At 74.4% G+C, this 22,550-nt stretch carries 17 protein-coding genes; 9 read left to right on the top strand and 8 right to left on the bottom strand.

All coding sequences use genetic code 11. The features are described from left to right. Window positions 1-14 precede the first annotated feature (14 nt). Both AC3ERT_RS22020 and AC3ERT_RS22015 read right to left on the bottom strand, forming a co-directional pair. Complete coding sequence (locus AC3ERT_RS22020) at window positions 15-206, bottom strand: DUF6879 family protein (protein WP_435176264.1); 192 nt, start codon at window positions 204-206, stop codon at window positions 15-17. A gap of 173 nt (window positions 207-379) precedes the next feature. Further along, complete coding sequence (locus AC3ERT_RS22015; protein WP_435176261.1) at window positions 380-625, bottom strand: hypothetical protein; 246 nt, start codon at window positions 623-625, stop codon at window positions 380-382. Between the two features lie 26 nt (window positions 626-651). Here AC3ERT_RS22015 and AC3ERT_RS22010 point away from each other — a divergent pair, with 26 nt between their 5' ends. Together AC3ERT_RS22010 and AC3ERT_RS22005 are read left to right on the top strand one after the other, a co-directional pair. Further along, complete coding sequence (locus AC3ERT_RS22010) at window positions 652-846, top strand: Rossmann-fold NAD(P)-binding domain-containing protein (protein WP_435176258.1); 195 nt, start codon at window positions 652-654, stop codon at window positions 844-846. A 49-nt stretch (window positions 847-895) separates the two neighbouring features. Then, window positions 896-1,747 (top strand): DUF4253 domain-containing protein, encoded by an 852-nt coding sequence (locus AC3ERT_RS22005; RefSeq protein WP_435176255.1) that lies wholly within the window; start codon window positions 896-898, stop codon window positions 1,745-1,747. 628 nt (window positions 1,748-2,375) lie between these two features. On the opposite strand, the gene AC3ERT_RS22000 is transcribed toward AC3ERT_RS22005, so the two are convergent. The 4 genes from AC3ERT_RS22000 to AC3ERT_RS21985 form a co-directional block, all read right to left on the bottom strand. Further along, a complete protein-coding gene (locus tag AC3ERT_RS22000; RefSeq protein WP_435176252.1) occupies window positions 2,376-3,020 on the bottom strand; it encodes a TetR/AcrR family transcriptional regulator in 645 nt (214 codons plus the stop codon). Window positions 3,021-3,167: 147 nt separating this feature from the next. Next, complete coding sequence (locus tag AC3ERT_RS21995; RefSeq protein ID WP_335979696.1) at window positions 3,168-3,875, bottom strand: SDR family NAD(P)-dependent oxidoreductase; 708 nt, start codon at window positions 3,873-3,875, stop codon at window positions 3,168-3,170. Window positions 3,876-4,062: 187 nt separating this feature from the next. Next, window positions 4,063-4,815, bottom strand: a complete 753-nt coding sequence (locus AC3ERT_RS21990; RefSeq protein ID WP_435176249.1) for a hypothetical protein — start codon at window positions 4,813-4,815, stop codon at window positions 4,063-4,065. Window positions 4,816-5,178: 363 nt separating this feature from the next. After that, window positions 5,179-6,876, bottom strand: a complete 1,698-nt coding sequence (locus AC3ERT_RS21985; protein ID WP_435176246.1) for a PucR family transcriptional regulator ligand-binding domain-containing protein — start codon at window positions 6,874-6,876, stop codon at window positions 5,179-5,181. A 402-nt stretch (window positions 6,877-7,278) separates the two neighbouring features. Here AC3ERT_RS21985 and AC3ERT_RS21980 point away from each other — a divergent pair, with 402 nt between their 5' ends. The 4 genes from AC3ERT_RS21980 to AC3ERT_RS21965 all read left to right on the top strand — a co-directional run bounded on the left by AC3ERT_RS21980 (window position 7,279) and on the right by AC3ERT_RS21965 (window position 12,287). Further along, the gene (locus AC3ERT_RS21980; RefSeq protein WP_335979692.1) at window positions 7,279-8,166 is read left to right on the top strand and encodes an FAD binding domain-containing protein; all 888 of its coding nucleotides are present in this window, start codon (window positions 7,279-7,281) and stop codon (window positions 8,164-8,166) included. Continuing rightward, window positions 8,157-8,633: a (2Fe-2S)-binding protein gene (locus AC3ERT_RS21975; protein WP_335979691.1), complete on the top strand. Its 477-nt coding sequence runs from the start codon at window positions 8,157-8,159 to the stop codon at window positions 8,631-8,633. The genes AC3ERT_RS21980 and AC3ERT_RS21975 overlap by 10 nt, the downstream gene beginning before the upstream one ends. A gap of 2 nt (window positions 8,634-8,635) precedes the next feature. Continuing rightward, window positions 8,636-11,089 (top strand): xanthine dehydrogenase subunit D, encoded by a 2,454-nt coding sequence (gene pucD / locus AC3ERT_RS21970; RefSeq protein WP_435176242.1) that lies wholly within the window; start codon window positions 8,636-8,638, stop codon window positions 11,087-11,089. A gap of 73 nt (window positions 11,090-11,162) precedes the next feature. Further along, window positions 11,163-12,287: an XdhC family protein gene (locus tag AC3ERT_RS21965; RefSeq protein WP_435176239.1), complete on the top strand. Its 1,125-nt coding sequence runs from the start codon at window positions 11,163-11,165 to the stop codon at window positions 12,285-12,287. 54 nt (window positions 12,288-12,341) lie between these two features. Here AC3ERT_RS21965 and AC3ERT_RS21960 read toward each other — a convergent pair whose 3' ends face one another. Next, on the bottom strand, window positions 12,342-13,448 hold the full coding sequence (locus AC3ERT_RS21960; protein WP_435176236.1) for a winged helix DNA-binding domain-containing protein: 1,107 nt from the start codon (window positions 13,446-13,448) through the stop codon (window positions 12,342-12,344). Between the two features lie 161 nt (window positions 13,449-13,609). On the opposite strand from AC3ERT_RS21960, the gene AC3ERT_RS21955 reads away from it, so the two are divergent. From AC3ERT_RS21955 to AC3ERT_RS21945, 3 genes are all read left to right on the top strand, one after another. After that, window positions 13,610-15,373 (top strand): DUF4132 domain-containing protein, encoded by a 1,764-nt coding sequence (locus AC3ERT_RS21955; RefSeq protein ID WP_435176234.1) that lies wholly within the window; start codon window positions 13,610-13,612, stop codon window positions 15,371-15,373. Between the two features lie 363 nt (window positions 15,374-15,736). After that, window positions 15,737-17,713 carry a sigma-70 family RNA polymerase sigma factor gene (locus AC3ERT_RS21950; protein ID WP_435176231.1) on the top strand — a complete coding sequence of 659 codons (1,977 nt, stop codon included), beginning with the start codon at window positions 15,737-15,739 and terminating at the stop codon, window positions 17,711-17,713. A gap of 231 nt (window positions 17,714-17,944) precedes the next feature. Then, on the top strand, window positions 17,945-22,078 hold the full coding sequence (locus AC3ERT_RS21945) for a beta-galactosidase (protein WP_435176343.1): 4,134 nt from the start codon (window positions 17,945-17,947) through the stop codon (window positions 22,076-22,078). Window positions 22,079-22,139: 61 nt separating this feature from the next. On the opposite strand, the gene AC3ERT_RS21940 is transcribed toward AC3ERT_RS21945, so the two are convergent. Next, window positions 22,140-22,523 (bottom strand): SAV_915 family protein, encoded by a 384-nt coding sequence (locus AC3ERT_RS21940; RefSeq protein ID WP_435176229.1) that lies wholly within the window; start codon window positions 22,521-22,523, stop codon window positions 22,140-22,142. Between the last annotated feature and the right edge of the window lie 27 nt (window positions 22,524-22,550).

Below are 22,550 nucleotides of genomic sequence, written 5' to 3'. Positions count from 1 at the left end.
GCGCCACCTCACGGTCAGGAGGTCACATCCTCGCCCGCCGCGTGGAGCGCCTTGATGTAGTCCGCCCAGCGCGTCACCAGGTCACGGTCGGTGTAGCGGATGGCGCCATTCGATGCGCCCGTCTCGGTGTACAGCACCTGGAACAGGACGCCGCTGTCGAGGACGACCAGTTCGGGGAGCGGATGGGTGCGCTCCGACGCGGCCACCTGATCGGCGAGGACGACTCTTCGGATTGCCCTGCTCCTCGAAGTGCTGCCTGCGTTCCAGCTTCCAGGAACTCCCGTCGCGGATCGCGTCCTCCCGTTCCCGGAACTCCTGCTTGTAGGCGCTCCGGGTGAGGCGTTCACCCTGCTCGGGAGTGAGGGCGGGGGCGATGAGATCAAGCATCGGGGATGTCCTTCTTCGCCGCGCTGGGCATCTTCCGCAGGGGGTTGCTCCACAAGTTTCCAGGCCGCGCGCTGATCGAGGCGCTGCTCGCCGTCGCCAGCCGGTGCAGGCAAGTGCGGTCAGTGCGGCTGGGGGCGATGTACGACGCGGTGGCCTCGGTGACCATGAGGCCCTCGAGGCCGCGGTGCGCCAGGCGGCCGCGGTCGTGCAGTCCGCGGCCCCGGGAACCCGGCTGCACGCCGTCGCCGAGGAGGGCATCGCGCTGTGCGCGACATCGCCGACGTCCTCGCGGACCGGCTGGGCCTGCCTACGGCCGAGGTCTCTACGGGCCGCGCGGCGGAGCACTTCGGCTACCTCGCGCCCTTCGTCGCCGCCGACAGTCCCGCCGTCGGCTGTAAGGCCCGCGACCTGCTCGGCTGGTCCCTCGCGCACCCGGGGCTGCTCGCCCACCTGCGGTAGGACCCCGCCCTCGCGCCCGCTGCCGCCGGGCATGCCTTAGCGTTCCCGCGTGATCTCCGAACCCCTGCCGCGCGACTTGCACCCTCTGTTCCGCACGCAGAGCCCAGACCGGTACCGTCTCGCTACCGCTTTGCCCAGCGGCCGGACCGTACTGTCCGATGAAGGCCAAGGCGAGATCCACAGTCTGTGGCTCAGCGACGGGCCCGCCACGGTTGACCTTGTCACTTCCCTGCGTGCTGAGCACTCGCAGTCAGGCCTGTTCCCTCTGCTGCTCGACGCTCTCGACCACCAGGAACACGACTACCGGCCCTGGGGCAGCGGCGAGCTCTTTCCCGAGGCCCTCACCTCGCCCGATGCCCATCAGCCCGCTTCGCTGCTCGCCTCTTGGTGGCACGGTTACACCGACATCCACGAGGACGACGACAACCTCACGCCGGACCAACAGCTGGCGGTCACCGCCCCCTTCGGCCGAAGCTGGCCGGGCCTCGCTCGAAGCGGTAATCAGCGGTGCGATCCCGATCAGCTCGCCGACGAGTACGCAGCGGTGCTCCTTGGTCGTCGTCCCTGGCTCCGCCTCGGTCTGATCGCCGCCTCTTCCGGAGCTGCCGCCTTGACCACCGCCGGCTGGCAAGGGCCCGCCAACTACGACAACGACACGGCCGTGTTCTCCGCTGTCCTACGCGACTGGGAGCACCGCTTCGGTGCGCGCGTGGTCTGCGCCGGCTTCAGCACCCTCGAATTGAGCGTTGCCGCCCCGCCCGCCGATGCCGACGCTGCCTTGGCCATCGCCGCCGAGCACTTCGCCTTCTGCCCTGACAACGTCTGGCAGGGGTCCGGAAGTCTCACGGCATACGCCAAGCAGTTGGTCAATGCCCACGACTGGGGGTTCTGGTGGGACTGACCAACTGTCGGCGGCTTCGCGATGGCGAGTGACCTGAGCCTTTCCTGGAGGCTCAGCGGCAGCGGCTGGGCCGACTGCACCATCGCCGACCACGAGCGGGAAGCAGACCTCACAGCGTCCTCCATCAGCAATGCACCGGAAGACCTGCTGAACGCCGTCAGCCGCCGGCTGATCGGGCAGACCGAGGTCCGAACGCAGTTCGAAGCCGAGCCCACCGCCTACAGGTGGGTCTTTTACCGGCAGGACGCCACGGTGTGGATTCGCATCGTGGAGCTGAGCCACGGCGAACTGCATGACAACGCGGGCACCGAGGCAAATGGGGTGAGCACTTTCCTCGTACTGAGCTGGAAGCCCTCAGACGTCTCTGGCGTGCGACCCGTCCGGGAAATGCTCAGTACGAGCAGGGGGCATGACAGGTCACTGGCTCTGGAGCCATCAGCGAGCTCAGGCGTTCGGCTCACGGCGGGTGGCGATGTACTCCGTCCAGTCGCGCTTGGCCAAGGTGGCCCATCGCGTCGCGTTGTGCGCGCTCGTACCGGCTTTGCGGGAGCGACCACACACAGCGCACGACGCGGTCGGCTCTCGTGGCAGGTCGGGCACAGCGGCTTGCCGGGGAGGAGCGCCGCCTCTACACGCCCGGCGGGGCCTGGTCGTTCGCCGTCTGAGGCGGGAGGTGGGTGGTGACGGCGGTGTGGAGGAGGGGGAGGTCGACGTGGGTGGGGAGGGCGGCGATGTCGGGGGGCGTGTCGCGGGAGGGGTCGACGCCGAAGAGGGCGCGGGTGAAGGGCGGGTGGACGGTGTGGGCGATGAGGTCGCGGGTGGTGGTGGCGGCGGTCTCGGGGGAGAGGGCGAGGCGGTCGGTGAGGAAGGCGGCGAGGCGGTCGTGGGCGGCGTCGAAGACCGCGTGGTAGTAGCCGGCGGCGGCCTGGGGGAGGTGGGCGGCCTCGGAGATGCCCAGGCGGCAGGTGCGCACGGTGGGGGTCCACAGCAGCATCTGGAGGAGACGGCCGCAGTAGAGCACGGTGGCCTCGGTGGGGTCCTCGGCGTAGTCGGCGGGGGTGCCGAGCCGCTCGAGGTACAGCTCGCGCACGAGGTCCACAACGGAGAGGAAGAGGTTGTCCTTGCTCTCGAAGTGGGCGTAGACGCTGCGCTTGGAGGTCTCGGCGCGGGCGGCGACGACGTCCATGGAGGCGCGCTCGAAGCCCATCTCCAGGAAGACGTCCTTCGCCGCCCACAGGATGTGCTTCCGCAGTTCCGCGCCGCGCTTCGCCATGCGCCGTCCTCTCGTGGTGCCGTTCCGGGCAGGTGGGAGAGCGGCCACGCAGGAGTGTACTTCGCGCCGGCAACGCCCCGCCCGGACCGCCCGGGCGGAGCCCCGGCCCGGACCGCCCGGGCGGAGCCCCCCGCGGCTACCCCACCCTCACCACGGCAGCGTCCCGTTGGCGTCGAAGTACCCGCCGGTCGGCCCGTCAGGGCCTATCCGCGCCATCCGTACGATGATCTCCGCGCCCTGTTCCACGGTCTGCGTGCCGGTACGCCCGTTCAGGTCGGTCGCGGTGAAGCCGGGCTCCACCGCGTTGATCCGGATCTCCGGAAACGCCTTCGCGTACTGCACGGTGAGCGCGTTGACCGCGGTCTTCGACACCGGGTAGGCCACGCCCGGGTAGGCGTAGCCCGGGGTGCCCGGGGTGCTGAGCCCGGTCAGCGAGGCGAGGCCGCTGCTGACGTTGACGATGACGGGTGCGGCGGAGCGGCCCAGCAGCGGCAGGAACGCGTGGGTCACGCGTACCGTCCCGAACACGTTGGTCTCGAACAGCGGCCGCATCGTGTCCACGGTGAGCTCCGCGGCGCCGATGATGCCGTTGCCCTCGGTCCGCGCCTCGATGCCCGCGTTGTTGATGAGGACGTCCAGCCCGCCGTCGGCCTCGATCGCGGCGGCGGCAGCGGCGACGGAGGCGTCGTCGGTCACGTCGATGACGACGGTCCGCGCGCCCAGCTCCTCCGCGGTGCGCCGACCGCGCTCGGGGTCGCGGCTGCCGACGTAGACGGTGTGGCCCGCGGCGAGGAGGCGGCGGGCGGTCTCCCGGCCGAGCCCCTTGTTGGCTCCGGTGATCAGTGTGGTGGTCATGGCTCCAGCCTGCGCCGGGCCGCCGCGCGCAACCAGGGCCCGCTTGTCCGGGTCCCGCGGGCCCCGGGTCCTGCCGGACCGGGGGCCCGCGAGGACCCCCGCTCCCAGCTCCGGGGCGGCGGCACCCCCAGCCCGCACCCCCCAGCCCGCACCCCCACCCCCCACGGCGCTGCCCCGCACGGGCCGGTCAGGGCGCGAGCTCGGGGGAAAGCCAGACCGGTACGCCGCCCAGGAGCGCGTGCAGCCGGGCCGCCTCGGCGCGCAGCCGCCCGGACTCCACGCTGTCGGACGTGACCGTGGCCAGCGAGAGCAGCGCGGGCGCGGTGCCGACCAGGTGCCCGAGCGCGACCCTGATCCGCAGGGACTCCGCGAAGCCGTGCCGGGCCTCGGCGAGGTCGCCCTCGGCCACGGCGAGCCCGGCGAGGTGGCGCCAGGTCGAGGAGGTGAGCAGGGCGTCGCCGTGCGCGACGGCTCCGGCGTGGGCGCGGCGGTAGGCGGCGCGGGCGGCGGCCGGGTTCCGCGCGATGTTCTCCGCGACGAGCCCGCGCCGGAAGTCCAGCAGCGGGCGGCCGGGCGAGCCGGGCCCCAGCAGGGCGGCGCTGCGGCCGAACGCGGACCGGGCCTCGTCGGCGCGGTCGTGCACCGAGAAGACGGTGGCGCCGTAGGCGAGGCAGCCGCGCTCGGAGGCGGCGGCGCCGCGCTCGTCGTCGGTGCCGGCCAGCGCCTCGGCGGTCCGCAGCGCGTCCTCCGCTTCCGCCCACCCGTCGACCTGGTAGAAACACGCCTCGACCAGGAGTTCCGCCCTGTGCAGCGCGGCCCCGGCGTCCTCGGCCGCGAAGGGCGCGAGCAGCGCCGCCGCCTCCGCCCAGCAGCCGCGGGCCCGCAGCCGCCGCACATCCGGTACCCCGACCACCGATTCCGACAAGGCGGTGTCCGCCACAGCATCTCCCCCAAGCGCGTCTTCGAGCCAGTGCGAGCAAGTGCGTGTGTGTGCCTGTATCTACCTGTGTTCGGTTGTCCGTACACGTATGGGCGCGTACGTCTCGATGTGGTGTGCGGGCGCGTTGCAGTACGTCGCGGGGCGCGCCCGGGGTGCGGGCGCGTGCGCGGTGGCGGAAGTCCAGCACGCGGAAGGGGCCCGCGCCAAGGGGTCGGCGATCAGTTCTTGTGAAAGGGATCACTTTCACGAGCGCACGAACGGCGCACATGGGGCGCACACCGCGGGCACGGCGGGGGCACGGCGGGGGCCGGGAGCGGGCAGGGCGCGCGCACGCCGAGGGCCCACCGCGGGCAGGGCGCCCGCTCAGCGCATGCGCAACGCGAGGAAGAAGTCGACCTTGTCCTCCAGGCGGGACAGGTCCCGCCCGGTGAGCTGCTCGATCCGCCCGATCCGGTACCGCAGCGTGTTGACGTGCAGGTGCAGGCGGCTCGCGCACCGCGTCCACGATCCGTCGCAGTCCAGGAACGCCACCAGCGTGGGGATCAGCTCGGCGCGGTGCCTGCGGTCGTAGGCGTGCAGCGGATCGAGCAGCCGGGCGGTGAAGGCCCGGCGTACGTCGTCGGGGACGAAGGGCAGCAGCAGGACGTGGGAGGCGAGTTCGTCGTGCCCGGCGACGCTGACCGGGCCGGGTCGGGCCGCGGCCACCCGGCGGGCGTGCCGCGCCTCCTCCAGCGCGCCGCGCAGCCCCTCCGGGGAGTCCACGGCGGCGCTCACCCCGACGGTCAGGCGCCCGTCGTCGGCCAGGCCGCGGGCGAGCGGGCCGCGGACGGCGGCCAGCAGCAGGTCCGCCCGCAGCACGACGGGCCGGCCCGGGGCGGGCGAGTCGGCGGTGCCGTCCTCGCCGTCCGCGGCCGCCCGGGGCGCCGCCTCCAGCGGCACCAGCGCCACCGCCTCGTCCTCCGTGACCGCCACCGCCACCCGGTCCGCCGCGCCCGCGCCCGCCTCGGCCGGGTCCGCCAGCAGCTCTTCGAGCAGGGCCCGCGCGACCGGTCCTGGCGGTGCCGCCTCGGTGCCCGCGCCCGCCCAGTCCACCCGGGCCACCACGATCTGCCACTGCGGCACCGCACCCGCCCCCGGCAGCAGCACCGGCGTCGCGGCCCGCAGCCGCGCCCCGATCTCCGAGGCCGCCGCGCCGCTCCCGACCAGCTCGAGGACCTCCGCGGCCAGCCGCCGCCGCACCGCCCGGGCCGTGTCCCGCCGCTCCCGTTCCACCGCGATGAGCTGCGCCACCCCGTGCAGCAGGTCCAGCCGTTCGCCCGGCCAGTCCGCGGCGTCCGCCTCCACGGCCAGGAACCAGTCGGACAGCACCGTGGCGCGTACGTCGGCGCCCGCGGCGGTCCGCACCGGGAACAGCGCGTAGACCCGGCCGCTCTGCGCGGCGACCCGGTACGGTGCCGGGCGCCCGGTGCGGCTCGCGGCCTGCTGGGCGCCGGCCAGTTCGGCCCGTACGGGGGCGGGCAGCGGGTGCGCGGCGCCGGCGACCTCCCGGCCGGTCGAGGAGAGCACCCACGCCCGCAGGTCCAGGTCGCTGCCGAGCAGGTCGAGCACCGCCTCCGGGCCGCCGGAGCCCGGGCCCGCCGACATCAGCCGCCGGTGCCGGTCCACCACCGCGGCCAGGTCCCCGGCCCGCTCGCCGGACACCTGCCGGACCACGTACTCGGTGATCGTCGCGAACGCCACGTGCTCGCCGACCGCGAACAGCGGCAGCCGGTGCCGGGCGCACGCCGCCACGAGGTCCTGCGGGATGGTGCCGATCTCCGCGTCGCCCGCGGCCAGGGCGGCCACCCCGGCCGCGTCCAGCAGCCGGACGAAGGACTCCGAGTCGGACGGCGCGTGCCGCCAGGCCAGGCCGGTCAGCACCAGCTCGCCGCCGCTCAGGTAGCGGCTGGGGTCGCGCAGGTCGGTGGTCATCACCCCGCGGACGGTCCGGTCCAGCTCGTCACCGCCGCCGAGCAGCCGCAGGCCGAGTGCGTCGGTGTCCAGCAGTGCGCGCAGCCGCATCGTCCTCGCCTCGCCCTTGCCTCGTCGTCCGTACCGGCGGGCCGGCCGTGGTGATCACCGGCGCCGCCTCCCGCGAAGTGTGGGGCACCGGTGTTGCCGGCGGGATGCCGTGACGTTTCCGCGGCAGCCCCTTTCGGAGGAATGTACAAGACCCGCCGCCCGGCCAGCCAAACGCTTCATGTGTTCGGTGACTGCACCCGAACGGCCGCGCTGCCGTGTACTTGCGGCACCCCGTGTGTACAGCACAGGAGCGGACCCCGCCGGACCCGACGCCGGCCCGGACCCACGAGCCCGACCCGAGCCTGACCGAGCCCGACCCCGAACACGACCCGAGTCCGACCCCGAACACGATCCGAGTCCGACCCCGGACCCCGAGCCCCGCGCTCCGACAGGAGGGCCCGTATGGAATTCCTGCGCCCCGCGAGCTGGCCGGAGGCGCTCGCCGCGAAGGCCGAGCACCCCTCCGCCGTGCCCATCGCCGGCGGCACGGACGTGATGGTCGAGATCAACTTCGACCACCGCAGGCCCACCCACCTGATGGACCTCAACCGCATCGGCGAACTCCAGGAGTGGCAGACCGGCGAGCAGACCGTACGGCTCGGCGCGTCCGTCCCCTACGCGAGGATCATCGAGCACCTGCGCACCGACCTGCCCGGGCTGGCGCTGGCCGCCCACACCGTGGCCTCCCCGCAGATCCGCAACCGCGGCGGGGTCGGCGGCAACCTCGGCACCGCCTCACCGGCCGGCGACGCCCACCCCGCGCTGCTGGCCGGCGGCTGCCAGGTCGAGGCCGAGTCGGTCCGCGGCAGCCGGATGATCCCGATCGACGACTTCTACCTCGGCGTGAAGCGCAACGCCCTCGCACCCGACGAGCTGATCCGGGCCGTCCACCTGCCCCGGGCGACCGGCCCGCAGCAGTTCTCCAAGGTCGGCACCCGCAACGCGATGGTGATCGCGGTCTGCGCCCTGGGCCTGGCGCTGCACCCGGCCGACCGTACGGTCCGCACCGGTATCGGCTCGGCCGCGCCCACCCCGATCCGGGCCAGGGCCGCCGAGGAGTTCCTCGCCGCCGCGCTGGACGAGGCCGGGCTGTGGGACAGCCGCGGGCCCCTGCCGCCGTCGGTGGCGGCGCAGTTCGCGGAGCTGGTGGCCGGCGCCGCCAACCCGATCGACGACGTGCGCGGCACCGCCTCCTACCGCAGGCACGCGCTCGGCGTGATGGCCCGCCGCACCCTGGGGTGGGCCTGGCAGGAGTACCGCGGCGACCCGAGGAGCCAGTCATGCGCGTGACGTTGACCGTCAACGGCCGCCCGCAGGAGGCGGACGACGTGTGGGAGGGCGAGAGCCTGCTGTACGTGCTGCGCGAGCGGCTGGGGCTGCCGGGCGCGAAGAACGCCTGCGAACAGGGGGAGTGCGGGTCCTGCACGGTCCGGTTGGACGGGGTGCCGGTCTGCGCCTGCCTGGTGGCCGCCGGACAGGCCCAGGGCCGCGACGTGACCACCGTGGAGGGGCTGCTGCGGCCCGACGGCCGGCTCTCCACCGTGCAGCAGGCGTTCGTGGACGCCGGCGCCGTGCAGTGCGGCTTCTGCACCCCCGGACTGCTGGTCGCCGCCGACGAGTTGCTGGAGCGCACCCCGGAACCGTCCGACGGCGACATCCGCGAGGCGCTGTCGGGCAACCTGTGCCGCTGCACCGGCTACGAGAAGATCCTCGACGCGGTGCGCCTGGCGGCCGCCCGGACCGGCCAGGCGGTGTGACGATGGACGAACGACGGCAGTCCCCGGCGCACTCCCGTACCCCCGAACGCTCCGACCGGCCCGCCGGCTCCCGCACCCCCGACCGGGCGCCGACCAGCCTCACCCAGGGCGCCGCCGGCACCGCGGGCGGCGTCGGCGCGTCCACGCTGCGCCCCGACGGCATCCTCAAGGTCACCGGCGAGTTCGCGTACGCCTCCGACCTGTGGCACGAGGACATGCTCTGGGGCCACACCCTGCGCAGCACCGTCGCCCACGCGAAGATCCTCGCCATCGACACCGCCGAGGCGCTGGCCACTCCCGGCGTCCACGCCGTCCTCACCTACGACGACCTGCCCACCGAGGTGCGCCACTACGGACTGGAGATCCGCGACACCCCGGTCCTCGCGCACGGCAAGGTCCGCCACCACGGCGAACCGGTCGCGCTGGTGGCCGCCGACCACCCCGAGACCGCCCGCCGGGCCGCCGCGAAGATCCGCGTCGACTACGAGGAACTGCCGCTGGTCACCGACGAGGAGACCGCGACCGGGCCCGGCGCGGTGCTGGTGCACGAGGACCGCGACGACCACCACAGCGGGCACGTGCCGCACCCCAACATCGTGCACCGCCAGCCGATCGTGCGCGGCGACGCCGACGCCGCGGCCGCCCGCGCCGACGTGGTGGTGCGCGGCGAGTACGTCTTCGGCATGCAGGACCAGGCGTTCCTCGGCCCCGAGTCGGGTCTGGCGGTACCCGCCGAGGACGGCGGCGTCGACCTGTACGTGGCCACCCAGTGGCTCCACTCCGACCTGCGGCAGATCGCCCCGGTGCTCGGCCTGCCCGAACGCAAGGTCCGCATGACGCTCTCCGGGGTCGGCGGGGCCTTCGGCGGCCGCGAGGACCTGTCGATGCAGATCCACGGCTGCCTGCTGGCGCTGCGCACCGGCCGACCGGTGAAGATCGTCTACAACCGGTTCGAGTCGTTCTTCGGCCATGTGCACCGGCACCCGGCCCGGCTGAGCTACGAGCACGGCGCCACCCGCGACGGCAAGCTCACCCACGTCCGCTGCCGGATCGTGCTGGACGGCGGCGCCTACGCCTCCTCCTCCCCGGCCGTCGTCGGCAACGCCGCCTCCCTGTCGGTCGGCCCCTACGCGGTGGACGACGTGGACATCGAGGCGCTCGCGCTTTACACCAACAACCCGCCCTGCGGCGCCATGCGCGGCTTCGGCGCGGTCCAGGCGTGCTTCGCCTACGAGGCCCAGATGGACAAGGTCGCAGGCGAACTCGGCCTGGACCCGGTGGAGTTCCGGCAGCGCAACGCCATGCGGCAGGGCACGCTCATGCCGACCGGGCAGCGCGTCGACTCGCCCGCGCCGGTCGCCGAACTGCTGCGCCGGGTCAAGGCGCGGCCGCTGCCGCCCGAGCAGCAGTGGCGCACCACCGAGGGCGCCGACATCCGCGCCCTGCCCGGCGGCCTGTCCAACACCACGCACGGCGAGGGCGTCGTGCGGGGCGTCGGCTACGCGGTCGGCATCAAGAACGTCGGCTTCTCCGAGGGGTTCGACGACTACTCCACCGCGCGGGTGCGGATCGAGGCGGTGGGCGGCGAGGCGGTCGCGACCGTGCACACCGCGATGGCCGAGGTCGGGCAGGGCGGCGTCACCGTGCACGCGCAGATCGCCCGCTCCGAACTCGGCGTCACCCAGGTGACGATCCAGCCCGCCGACACCCGCGTCGGCTCGGCCGGCTCCACCTCCGCCTCCCGGCAGACGTACATGACCGGCGGCGCGGTCAAGCACACCTGCGAGGCCGTACGGGAACAGGTGCTCCAGATCGGCCGGCGCCGGTTCGGCACCCACCATCCGGCGTGGGCCACCGCGGAGTTGCTGCTGGAGGACGGCCACGTGGTGACCGACGGGGGCGAGGTGCTGGCCGCCATCGCCGACGTGCTGGAGGGCGAAGCGGTGGACCTGGAACGGGAGTTCAGGCACCGCCCGACGCAGCCGTTCGACCTGCGCACCGGGCAGGGCGACGGGCACGTGCAGTACAGCTTCGCCGCGCACCGGGCCGTGGTCGAGGTGGACACCGAACTCGGCCTGGTCAAGGTGGTCGAACTCGCCTGCGCGCAGGACGTCGGCAAGGCGATCAACCCGCTGTCGGTGACCGGTCAGATTCAGGGCGGCAGCACCCAGGGCCTCGGGATCGCCGTCATGGAGGAGATCGTGGTCGACCCGAGGACGGCGAAGGTCCGCAACCCGTCCTTCACCGACTACCTGATCCCGACCATCCTCGACACCCCCACCATCCCCGTCGACGTGCTCGAACTCGCCGACCAGCACGCCCCGTACGGGCTGCGGGGCGTCGGCGAGGCCCCCACCCTGTCCTCGACCCCGGCGGTGCTGGCCGCCATCCGGCAGGCGACCGGGCTGGAGCTGAACCGCACACCGGTGCGGCCGGAGCACCTCACCGGCACCTGAGCCCGCGTGCCCGCAGTCGCGGGCCCCCGATTCCCGCTGTGTGCACCCGAGTTGAGCAAGGAGGCGGACCGCCATGCTGGACCTCGCGACCGAACTGCACCGGTGGTGCGCGCGCGGGCGGCCGTTCGCCGTCGCGACCGTGCTCGCCACCGGCGGCAGCGCCCCGCGGCAGCCCGGCGCCGCGCTCGCCGTGGACGAGGAGGGCGCCGCGGCCGGCAGCGTCTCCGGCGGGTGCGTCGAGGGCGCCGTCTACGAACTGTGCCGCGACGCGCTGTCCGGCGCGGGCCCGGCGACCGTGGTGCGGCGCTTCGGCTACTCCGACGAGGACGCCTTCGCCGTCGGCCTGAGCTGCGGCGGCGAGATCGACATCCTCGTCCAGCGGATCGACCCCCGCGCCCGGCCCGAGATCGCCCGCGCGCTGGCCGACGCCGCCGCCGGAAGGGCCGCGGCGCTCGCCCGGGTCGCCGACGGCCCGGCCGAACTCCTCGGCCGCGCCCTGCTGGTACGCGCCGACGGGTCGTACGACGGCACCCTCGGCGACGGGCCGCGGGACCGTACGGCCGCCGGGCAGGCGCACGCGATGCTCGCGGCCGGGCGCACCGGCACCGTGGCCGTCGGACGCGACGGCAGCCGCTGCGGGCGGCCGCTGACGCTGCTGGTCGAGTCCAGCGTGCCGCCGCCGCGGATGCTCGTCTTCGGCGCGATCGACTTCGCCGCCGCGCTGGTGCGGGCCGGGAAGTTCCTCGGGTACGACGTGACCGTGTGCGACGCCCGGCCGGTGTTCACCACCGCGCCGCGCTTCCCCGGCGCGGACCGCGTCGTCGTGGAGTGGCCGCACCGCTACCTCGACGCCGAGGCTGCCGCCGGGCGGATCGACCCGCGCACCGCGGTGTGCGTCCTGACCCATGACGCGAAGTTCGACGTGCCCCTGCTGGAGCGGGCGCTGCGCCTGCCGCTCGCCTACGTCGGCGCCATGGGCTCGCGCCGCACCCACCTCCAACGGCTCGACCGGCTCCGCGCGGCCGGGCTGTCCGAAACCGCCCTCGCCCGGCTGCGCTCCCCGATCGGCCTCGACCTCGGCGCCCGCACCCCCGAGGAGACCGCGCTGTCCATCGCCGCCGAGATCGTCGCCCTGCGCTACGGCGCCACCGGCCGCCCCCTCCGTGACTCGGGCCGCCCCATCCACGCGGTGGCCTGACCCGGCGTCCAGGCGGTGCGCCCGCGACGTCCCGGGGGGCTTCGCGGACGCGTCCTACGCCGGGGTGAAGCGGACCGTGCGCAGGTCGGGCGGGGTGGCGGCGTGGGCGGCGGCGAGCAGGCGCAGGCCCGCGGCCTCCAGGGTGTCGCGGTCGGCGGGGCGCAGCGGTGCGAAGGGGGTGACGGCGAGCGTGACGGTGGCCTTGTCGCGGGTGAAGCGCCAGGTGCCGGCGACGAAGCCGTCCACCAGGACGGTGCCGCTGACCAGGCCGTTGACGGAGATGACCCGGGACTTGGGCACGTCGCCGAGGATGCGGGTGCGGTCGGTGTGCGAGAGCAGGAGGTTGTCGAAGTCGGCGACGTAGCGGGCGGGGACGGGCGTGTCGGGGTCGGTGAGCGCGGCGTCGGGCAGGTCGTACAGCAGCCGGCCGTCCTCGGTGCGGTAGGTGCGCAGGTCGAGTGCGGTGAAGAGCTGCTTGAGGCCGGTGCGCCCGGACCACTTCTGCATGTCGGCCGCGTCGGCGGGCCCGAAGGCCGCGAGGTAGCGGCGCACCAGACCGGCCGGGTCCGGGTCGGCGTCGAGCGGTGCGCCGAGCCAGTCGTCGGCGAAGGCGTACCGCAGCCCGCCGGGTACCCCCCACACGCCGCGCGGCGGCACCTGGACCAGGGGCGCCCAGCAGCGCAGCGCGGTGACGAGCGAGGCGGGGTCGGCGGCCGGGAAGCGCGGCCCGAGCAGTTCCTTCAACTCGCCAGGCCCGAGCGGCTGTTCGGCCAGCGCCGAGCGCCCGGCGGCGATCAGCTCGGCCCGGTCCACCCCGGTGAGCCCGGCGGCCCAGGGGGCGGAGCGCGGCCCGCGGTCGAGGGCCGGTTGCAGCCAGGGCCGCAACCGCAGGGCGTCCGCAGCCGTCACCAGATGCACGGTGTCGCGCATCAACGCGAGCCGTACGACGCGGCGTTCGGTGAGCAGGCGGCCGAGCGCGGCGAAGTCGAAGGCGGCCAGGCGGGTCCACAGCCCCGGATAGGCGGAGGAGGCGTTCTGCGACTGGAGGCCCAGCAGGTGGGAGACGACGTCCTCCGGGCCCATGTCGGCCGGCTCCAGGAGGAGTTGGCGGGACAGGAGGGTCCGGTTGAGGGTGCGCCGGCTGACCGGTTCGGTGACCATGGGCGCCACGGTACGGGGGCTTGCGGACGGAAACGGTCCGCGAGGCGGTGTGGCGCGGGGGATGCGGGAGCGGGGCGCACAGGGGAAGGCGCAGACCCGGGCGAGGGCGATGACCCGGGCGAAGGGGAAGACCCGGGCGGAGACGAAGGCGAGGGCGAGCGGTGATCTGGCGGCGCGGCGAACTCCCGTACGAAGGAAGGCTCTTCCCGCGGACCTTGCACGGCAAGCCGCAGGACCCGCTGCGGCCGGCCCGGCTGGCGCGCGCCCTGCTCAAGGCGGCCGGGAAGGACGAGCGGGCGAACCGGCGGCAGCCGGACCGGGCGAAGGGCGGCGCGCCGCCCTTCGACCACTGCGCGGCGCTCGTGGCCCGGCTGCCCGCGCACGAACGGCGCCGTGTCGCCCTGCGGTTGCAGCAGGAGCGCGGCGGGCTGGGCGCGGCCGACGCCGAGTGGTACGTCGGCCAGGCGCTCGCGGCGGCGCAGTGCGGGTGGCGGCCCGCGCAGGTGCACGAGCTGTTCCGCGCCGCGCTGTCCGGCACCCTCCAGGGACCGCGGCCGGCGGGCACCTGGACGGACGGCGAGCGCTCCCTCCAACTACCGCTGGCCGCACTGGAGGAGCTGCCCGAGCAGGCGCGCGCGCCGTTCGTGTCGTATTTGCGCACCGCGCTCACCGTGCGGATGGGCTGCCGCACCGCGGCCTGGACCCCGGGTGAGGGACGCCGGCCCGCCGACGGCCGCGCGCCGGACGCTCCGGTGTCCGACCCGGCCGCGCCAGGCGCCTTCCTGGACCGGCTGCGGGCCCTGCTCGGCCTGCCCTACGACGTGGACGCCCTCCTGCCGCACGGCGACCCCTTCGCCGCCGCGGCCCGCTGCGAGCTCGGCACCGACCTCTACCGGCCGCCCGCGCTCGACCTGCTTGAGCGGCTCGGCCGCGTGACGAGCGTGCGGCCCTCCTACGCCTGGCTCGGCGGCATGGGGGAGTTGCTGCACGACTCGCCCGAAGCCCACCGCGCCGTACGGCGGTTGCTGCGGGCCGCCCGTGGCGAGCCCGCCGACTGCGAGCACGCCGCACAGCTCCACCGCGGGCTGATCGGCGAGCGGGCCGGGTGGCTGCTGGCCGGGCTCGCCTGGGCCGCCTGCGTCAGCAACGACCCGGAGGCCGTACGGGAGTTGGGGGAGGCCCTGCTCGCGGTGGACCGCGGGCCGAGCGGCGCGGGCCCCGCGCTCTTCCTGCGCGGGGGCCTGGCCGCACTCGCCGCGCTGGCCCGCGACCCGGCGCCCGGCCGGCACCGCCGCCTGCTGACGGGCGCGCCCGCCTCGGCGGTCCGCGCCGCCACCGAGGCCAAGGCCCGCCTCGCGCACCTGCCGCCGGCCGACGGCCGCCGCACGCTCCAGGTGCCGGCCGGCCCGTACACCGCCGTCTTCCGGGTCCGCGCCGACGGAGACGTGCGGCTGGAGTTCCGCAACCCGCACGGCCGCCACCTGGCCCACCCCCCGTCGAAGATCCGCCACGGCGACCCGGCGCTGCACACCGCCTTGCAGACCCAACTTGCCGCCCTGCGCGCCGACATGGCCGCCCACCTGGGCCTGCTCGCCGAGCTGCGGCACGCCGACCCCGGCCGGCCCGTGGCCCGCTGGATCGCCGCCCACCTCGACGACCCGCTCTTCGAACCGCTCACCCGCGCGCTGGTCTGGCAGGCCGACACCCCCAACGGCCCCGTCGTCGGCATGCCGGTACGGCCCAAGCGCTCCACCGTGTGGGTGCTGCGCGACCTGCGCGGCCGCGTCCACGAACTCCCCGGCGACCTCACCGTCCGCCTCTGGGACCCCGCGTGCGCCGACGCGGCCGAGACCGCCGCCTGGACCCGGGCGGCGACCCGCCGCGCCCTCCTCCAGCCCGTCCCCCAACTCCGGCCGCACCCCTGACCCTTCGCCCCTCCCGCCGAACGCCCACCGCGGTACGGCCCGCAGCGCCGCGTCGGTCACCACCAGCCGCCGCGTGAACACCGGCATCGGCCGCCGGAACGCCCGGCCGGCCGGCCACGCACGATACGGTCCGGGCAGCACCCGCTCCGGTCCGGCGGACGCCATGCCGGTCAGCCTCGTGCCTCAAGCGGACTTGACGTCGAGTGCCGCCGCAGGCACCGGGGGAGCGGCGGGCTTTTCACCGGGGGCGCGGGAAAGTTTTTGTTATCGGGGGCGGGCGGCGGCGGTCTCCTGTGGTGCGGGCACCCAGCCCAGGCAGAACGACGGACACCGGACCAGCGGAACAGCAGAACGGCGGAACGCATGCGTGCAGGCGATCGGAGCGGGCCCGACCCGGCGATGGTGTCCGCGGCGCGGGACGGGGACGAGCGGGCGCTGGAGCGGCTCGTGGCGCAGTGCCTGCCGCTGGTCTACAACATCGTCGGCCGGGCGCTGGACGGCCACGACGACGTGGACGACGTGGTGCAGGAGACGCTGCTGCGGGTGGTGCGGGGCCTGGCGGACCTGCGCGACCCGGCGGCCTTCCGGTCCTGGCTGGTGGCGATCGCGGTGCGGCAGGTGCGCGACCGGGAGCAGGCCAGGAAGGCGTCCTGGCACCAGCGGACCGACCTGGACGCGGCCGAGCTGGTGGCCGACCCCGCCTCGGACTTCGCGTCGGTGACGATCCTGCGGCTGGGCCTGACCGACCAGCGCCGGGAGATCGCCGAGGCGACCCGCTGGCTGGACCACGACGACCGTACGCTGCTGGCGCTGTGGTGGCTGGAGGAGACCGGCGACATCGGCCGGGCCGAACTGGCCGACGCGCTCGGGCTCACCCGGCAGCACGCCGCGGTGAAGGTCCAGCGGATGAAGGAGCAACTGGAGACCTCGCGGATCGTGGTGCGGGCGCTGGGCGCGGCCGAACCCTGCCCGGACCTGCGTGAGATGACCGGCTCCTGGGACGGCGTGCCGAGCCCGCTGTGGCGCAAGCGGTTCGCCCGGCACATCCGGCGCTGCCAGGTGTGCGGGCGGCCCGGCTCCGCGCTGCTGCCGATGGAGCGCCTGCTCAGCGGGCTGCCGCTGCTGCCGCTGCCGGTCTCGCTCGCCGCTGTGCACGCCGGCCCGCCGCCGCTGCCCGCAACAGCCCCCGCGGCCCCAGCGACCCCCGCGAGCCCCGAACCCCCCACACCCCCCACCCAGCGCACCGCTCCGCACCCCCACCCCCCACAGCGGAGCGGTGCGCACCGGGGAGCCCACCGGCTGCGGCCGCGCCTGCTGCACGGGCCCGTCGCCGTCCCGGCCGCCGCCGTCACCGCGGTCGCGGCCGTCGCGGCGGGCGCCCTGCTCGCGGTGCATCTGGCCACCGACCCGGCGGCGCCCGCCGCCCACGCCGCGCCCGCCCCTGCCGCCACCACGGTGCGGGCCACCGCGACCCGCACCCCCACCACCTCGGCACCGACCACGCCGCCGAAGGCGACCCCCACGACCACCGCCCCCGCCACCCGTACACCCACCCCGAAGGCCGCCACCCGCGCCCCGGCTCCCGCGGCGCCGCCCGCCGCGCCCGCCACGTCCTCCCGCAAGGGCGTGGGCGTGTGGACCTTCGACGGCGTCGACGCCGCGCTCGCCCGGTCCGGCGCGAGCTGGTACTACACCTGGTCCACCGCCCACGACGGGATCAGCGGCCCCGGCTTCGTCCCGATGATCTGGGGCGCGGACAGCGCGACCTCCACGGCGCTGGCGCAGGCGAAGGCGGCCGGACCCTACCTGCTGGGCTTCAACGAACCCGACATGTCAGGCCAGTCGAACATGACCGTCGACCAGGCCCTGGCGCTGTGGCCGAAGCTGGAGTCCGCCGGGAAGGTGCTCGGCAGCCCGGCGGTCGCCTACGGCGCGGACACCGCCGGCGGCTGGCTGGACCGCTTCATGACCGGCGCGCGGCAGAAGGGCTACCGCGTCGACTTCATCACCCTGCACTGGTACGGCGGGGACTTCACCACGCCCGACGCCGTCGCCCAGCTGAAGTCCTACCTCCAGGCCGTCCACGACCGCTACCACAAGCCGATCTGGCTCACCGAGTTCGCGCTCACCGACTTCTCCGGCGGCAGCGCGCGCTACCCGAGCGACCAGCAGCAGGCCGCCTTCCTGACCGCCGCCACGACCATGCTCGACGGCCTGCCCTACCTCCAGCGCTACGCCTGGTTCGGCCTGCCGGCCAAGGACGGCGCCCCCAGCACCGGCCTGTTCCACACCGGCCCCGTCATCACCGACGAGGGCCGGGCGTTCCAGCGCGCCCGCTGACCCTGCCCCGCCGCTGACCCCCGCGCACCCGGCCCGCCCCGAGGGGTTCCTGTGTGCTGCCTATTGTGCGGCCATGAAGCCGCTCTTATTGTTCGACTCCGGTTGGTTCTGTTGGGAGTTGACTCTTCCGAGAGCGTGGAGGCCGCAGTGCGAAGTCACCCGGGCGACGCAGGTTCCGGCAGATCAGGGCGGCGCAGGACAGGGCGCTGGTGGGCCGGGCTCGCCGCGGCCATGGCGATCGCCCTGTCCGCGGGCACCACCGCACCCGCCATGGCGGCGGGAGCCGCGCACACGGCCGCCGCCGCGAGCGCCGACCGCGCCGGCGCCGTACCCGCTGCTGCCAAGGGCGCCGCGGCGACACCCCACACCGTCACCTTCGACGGCTACTCCTTCCTCGTCGACGGCACCCGCACCTACCTGTGGTCCGGCGAGTTCCACTACTTCCGGCTGCCCAGCCCCGACCTGTGGCTGGACATCTTCCAGAAGATGAAGGCCGCCGGGTTCAACGCCACCTCCCTGTACTTCGACTGGGGCTACCACTCGCCCGCGCCGGGCGTGTACGACTTCACCGGTGTGCGAGACGTCGACAAGCTGCTCGACATGGCGCAGCAGGCCGGCCTCTACGTGATCGCCCGCCCGGCGCCGTACATCAACGCCGAGGTCGACGGCGGCGGGCTGCCCGGCTGGCTGACCACCAAGGACGAGAAGAACCGCACCGACGACCCGCAGTTCCTGAAGTACGCCGACGAGTGGCTGACGCAGATCGACCGCATCCTCGCCCGGCACCAGCTCACCAACGGCACCGGCACGGTCATCGCGTACCAGGTCGAGAACGAGTACTACGACGGGTCCGCGACGGCCCGCGCCTACATGCAGCACCTGGAGGACAAGGCCCGCGCCGACGGCATCACGGTGCCGCTCACCGGCAACAACAACGGCACCTTCAACTCCGGGACCGGCGCCCTGGACGTGGACGGCCCCGACTCCTACCCGCAGGGCTTCAACTGCTCCAACCCGGCGAAGTGGAACGGCGTCCCCGACATCAGCTACGACCACCCGGCCGGAAAGCCGCTCTACACCCCGGAGTTCCAGGGCGGCGCCTTCGACCCGTGGGGCGGCCCGGGCTACGACAAGTGCGCCCAGCTCATCGACGACAAGTTCGCCGACGTGTTCTACAAGCAGAACATCGCCGTCGGCGCCACCGCCCAGAGCTTCTACATGACCTACGGCGGCACCAACTGGGGCTGGCTCGGCGAACCGGAGAACTACACCTCCTACGACTACGGCGCCGCGATCCGCGAGACCCGCCAGCTCGACCCGAAGTACGACGAGGACAAGCTCATCGGGTACTTCACCCAGTCCATGGCCCCGCTGACGAAGACCGACCCGATCAAGGCCGCACCACCGGACGACACCTCGGTCGTGGACACCGCCCGGCGCAACCCCGACACCGGCACCCAGTTCCATGTGCTGCGGCACGCCGACTCCACGTCCACCGCCGTCGACACCACGCACATCGCGCTGGACTTCAACGCCAAGCCTGTCACGGACACCAGCTACACCTGGGACGACCCCGACTCCGCACTCCAGTACACCGGCAACTGGTCGCACGTGGCGAACCAGAGCTACACCGGCGGCGACTACAAGAACACCGAGACGTTCTCCCGCACCGCCGGCGACTCGGTCACCGTGCCCTTCGACGGCACCGCGGTCCGCTGGATCGGGTCGAAGACCGACAACCACGGCTACGCCGACGTCTACCTCGACGGCGCCAAGGTCGCGACCGTCGACGACTCCGGCAGCGAGAACCAGGCGGTGGTCTTCCAGAAGACGGGACTGGCCGCCGGCGCGCACACGCTGAAGATCGTGGTGGCAGGCAGCCACGCCGCGGGCTCCACCGACGACTTCGTCTCCATCGACGCCATCGACGTGCCCACCGCCGCCACCGCCGTGCCGACCTACCCGGTGGTCCCGCAGCAGCCCGGCACCGCGATCACCCTGGACGGCCGCGACTCGCACGTCATCGTCGCCGACTACCGGCTCGGCGACTCCCGGCTCCAGTACTCCACCTCCGAGATCATGACCACCGCGACCATCGGCGGCCGGGACGTCTCCGTGCTGTACGGCGACGCGGGCAGCGACGGCGAGACGGTGCTGCGCTACACCTCCCGGCCGACCGTGACCAGCACCGGCGGCAAGGTCACCACGACCTGGGACGCCGCCACCGGCGACCTGCGGCTGAACTACACGCACCAGGGCCTGATCCGGATCGGCATCAGCGGCGGCGGCTCCCGGCCGAGCCTGCTGCTCGTCGGCGACAAGCCGACCGCGGAGACCTTCTGGCGGCAGGACACCGCCACCGGGCCGGTCCTGGTCCGCGGCAGCCACCTGCTGCGCACCGCGACCAGCCAGGACGGCGGCCGCACGGTCGCCCTGACCGGCGACAACGGCGACGACAAGGACATCGAGGTCTTCACCTCCGCCGACCGCGTCACCTGGAACGGCCGCCCGCTGGGCGGCGCCACGGCCACCGCGGGCGCCGCCGGCCGCAGCGGCACCATCCCCGTCGCGGCCCCGGTGAAGCTGCCGGCGCTGACCAACTGGAAGCACGCCGAGGAGTCCCCGGAGTCGGCGCCCGGCTTCGACGACTCCAGCTGGCAGACGGCCGACAAGTCGACCACCACCAGCTCCTCCGGTATCACCTCGCTCCCGGTGCTCTACGCCGACGACTACGGCTTCCACACCGGCAACACCTGGTACCGCGGCCGGTTCCACACCGCCGACGGTGAGAAGGGCATCCACCTGGTCTCCGACTCCGGCGGCGGGGCGCAGGCGTTCTCCGCCTGGCTCAACGGCACCTTCCTCGGCAGCTCCACCACCGGCAGCGCCGACTTCACCTTCCCGGCCGGGGCGCTGAAACCCACCGGCGACAACGTCGTGTCCGTGCTGACGGTGAACATGGGCCACGAGGAGGACTACAACTCGTCCAACGGCAACAAGTCCGCGCGCGGCCTGACCAGCGCCGCCCTCATCGGCGCGCCGCTGACCCCCGTCACCTGGCGGCTCCAGGGCGTGCGGGGCGGGGAGGACCTGATCGACCCGGTGCGCGGCACCCTGTCGACCGGCGGCCTCTACGGCGAGCGGGCCGGCTGGTCGCTGCCGGGCTACCCGGACGCGTCGTGGTCGAACACCACCCTGCCGGCGACCGACACCCGGCCCGGCGTCTCCTGGTACCGCACCGACGCCCGGCTGAACCTGCCCAAGGGCCAGGACACCTCGCTCGGGCTGACCTTCACCGACGACCCGTCGCGCAAGTACCGCGCCACGATCTTCGTCAACGGCTGGCAGGTCGGCAACTACGTCAACTACCTCGGCCCGCAGCACTCGTTCCCGGTGCCGAACGGCATCCTGAACCCCGACGGCGACAACTCCATCGCCATCGCGGTGTGGAACCTGGACGGCAGCACCGGCGGCCTGGGCAAGGTCGCGCTCACCGACTACGGCAGCTACGCCTCGTCGCTGAAGGTCCGGCAGAACACCAGCCCCGGCTACGACCCGGCGAAGTACGCGATGCCGACCGCCCCCGGCCTCACCACCGCGCTCGACGTGCCCGACGACGTGAAGTCCGGTACGGCGTTCACCGCCACCACGACGGTGCGCGTGCCGGCCGGGCAGCCGGCGGCCACGGGCCTCACCGCCTCGCTGGGTGTGCCCGACGGGTGGAGCGCGACGGCCGTCGGCGCCGGGCTGCCCGCGCGCCTCGCGCCGGGCCGGTCGGCGACCGTCACCTGGCAGGTCCGGCCGCCGGACGGCACCCTGCCCTCCGCCGCGGTGCTCACCGCCACCACGCACTACGTCCAGCGCGGACGCGAGGCGGCCAGTTCCGACGAGCGGGTCGTCGCCGCGGTCCCGGCGGCCCCGCCGGCCGGGACGAGCGCCGTGAGCGACCTGGTGTTCCTGTCGTCCACCAACGGCTGGGGGCCGGTGGAGCGCGACACCAGCGTCGGCGAGCAGGCGGCCGGGGACGGCCGTCCGATCAGCATCGACGGCGTCGCCTCCGCCAAGGGCCTGGGCACCAACGCGGTCAGCGACGTGCAGCTCTACCTCGCCGGCCGCTGCACCCGCCTCACCGCGGACGTCGGGGTCGACGACGAGACGGGCGGTGCGGGCACGGTCACCTTCTCGGTGGTCGCCGACGGGAAGACCCTGGTCACCACGCCGACCCTGCGCGGAAAGCAGGCAGCCGTGCCGATCGACGTGGACGTCACCGGCGCCGAAGTGGTCGACCTGGTGGTGGGCGACGCCGGCGACGGGAACGGCAACGACCACGGCGACTGGGCAGCGCCGACCCTGACCTGCACCTGACCTGGGCCCGGCTCTCGGCCCGGCCCGCCCAGGGCCGGGCCCGGGGGCGCCGGGTGCCGGGTCAGGCGGGGGAGACGGGGCGGGTGCCGCGGGCGGAGTGCGGCGCCGTGCGCGGCCCGGCCGGGTCGGGCGCGCCCCAGGAGGCCGGGGGCCGCGCGGTGAGGACCGGGTCGATCGTGACGTGCCGGGCGCCGAGCGGCTCGGCCAGGCGGCGCAGCGCGGACTCCGAGAGCCGAATCCAGGGCTGGGTCGGCCCGAGGACCGAGCGCAGCCGCCGGTCGGTGGTGAAGGCGACCGCGGTGCGGGTGCCGAAGGGCGTACGCCACAGCCGTACGACGTCGCCGGCCGGACCGCGCCGGATCGGTACGTAGAGCGCTCGGCCGGTCGCCCCGTCGGACTCCTCGACGCCACCGGCGACGGACGGCTGGTGCTGGCTCACGTGCATGGCTTCACGGTAACCCGGCGCGGCCGC

This window comes from Actinacidiphila sp. bgisy145, from assembly GCF_057708125.1.
This window is presented reverse-complemented; position numbering and strand designations above follow the sequence as displayed.

What these genes read in the sequence shown, in the direction of transcription:
- AC3ERT_RS22000 (WP_435176252.1), bottom strand. Translation starts at nt 3,020, where the DNA reads ATGGCGAAGCGCGGCGCGGAACTGCGGAAGCACATCCTGTGGGCGGCG.
- AC3ERT_RS21940 (WP_435176229.1), bottom strand. Translation starts at nt 22,523, where the DNA reads ATGCACGTGAGCCAGCACCAGCCGTCCGTCGCCGGTGGCGTCGAGGAG.
- AC3ERT_RS21965 (WP_435176239.1), top strand. Translation starts at nt 11,163, where the DNA reads ATGCTGGACCTCGCGACCGAACTGCACCGGTGGTGCGCGCGCGGGCGG.
- AC3ERT_RS21975 (WP_335979691.1), top strand. Translation starts at nt 8,157, where the DNA reads ATGCGCGTGACGTTGACCGTCAACGGCCGCCCGCAGGAGGCGGACGAC.
- AC3ERT_RS21995 (WP_335979696.1), bottom strand. Translation starts at nt 3,875, where the DNA reads ATGACCACCACACTGATCACCGGAGCCAACAAGGGGCTCGGCCGGGAG.
- AC3ERT_RS21950 (WP_435176231.1), top strand. Translation starts at nt 15,737, where the DNA reads ATGCGTGCAGGCGATCGGAGCGGGCCCGACCCGGCGATGGTGTCCGCG.
- AC3ERT_RS21980 (WP_335979692.1), top strand. Translation starts at nt 7,279, where the DNA reads ATGGAATTCCTGCGCCCCGCGAGCTGGCCGGAGGCGCTCGCCGCGAAG.
- AC3ERT_RS21985 (WP_435176246.1), bottom strand. Translation starts at nt 6,876, where the DNA reads ATGCGGCTGCGCGCACTGCTGGACACCGACGCACTCGGCCTGCGGCTG.
- pucD (WP_435176242.1), top strand. Translation starts at nt 8,636, where the DNA reads ATGGACGAACGACGGCAGTCCCCGGCGCACTCCCGTACCCCCGAACGC.
- AC3ERT_RS21945 (WP_435176343.1), top strand. Translation starts at nt 17,945, where the DNA reads ATGGCGATCGCCCTGTCCGCGGGCACCACCGCACCCGCCATGGCGGCG.
- AC3ERT_RS21960 (WP_435176236.1), bottom strand. Translation starts at nt 13,448, where the DNA reads ATGGTCACCGAACCGGTCAGCCGGCGCACCCTCAACCGGACCCTCCTG.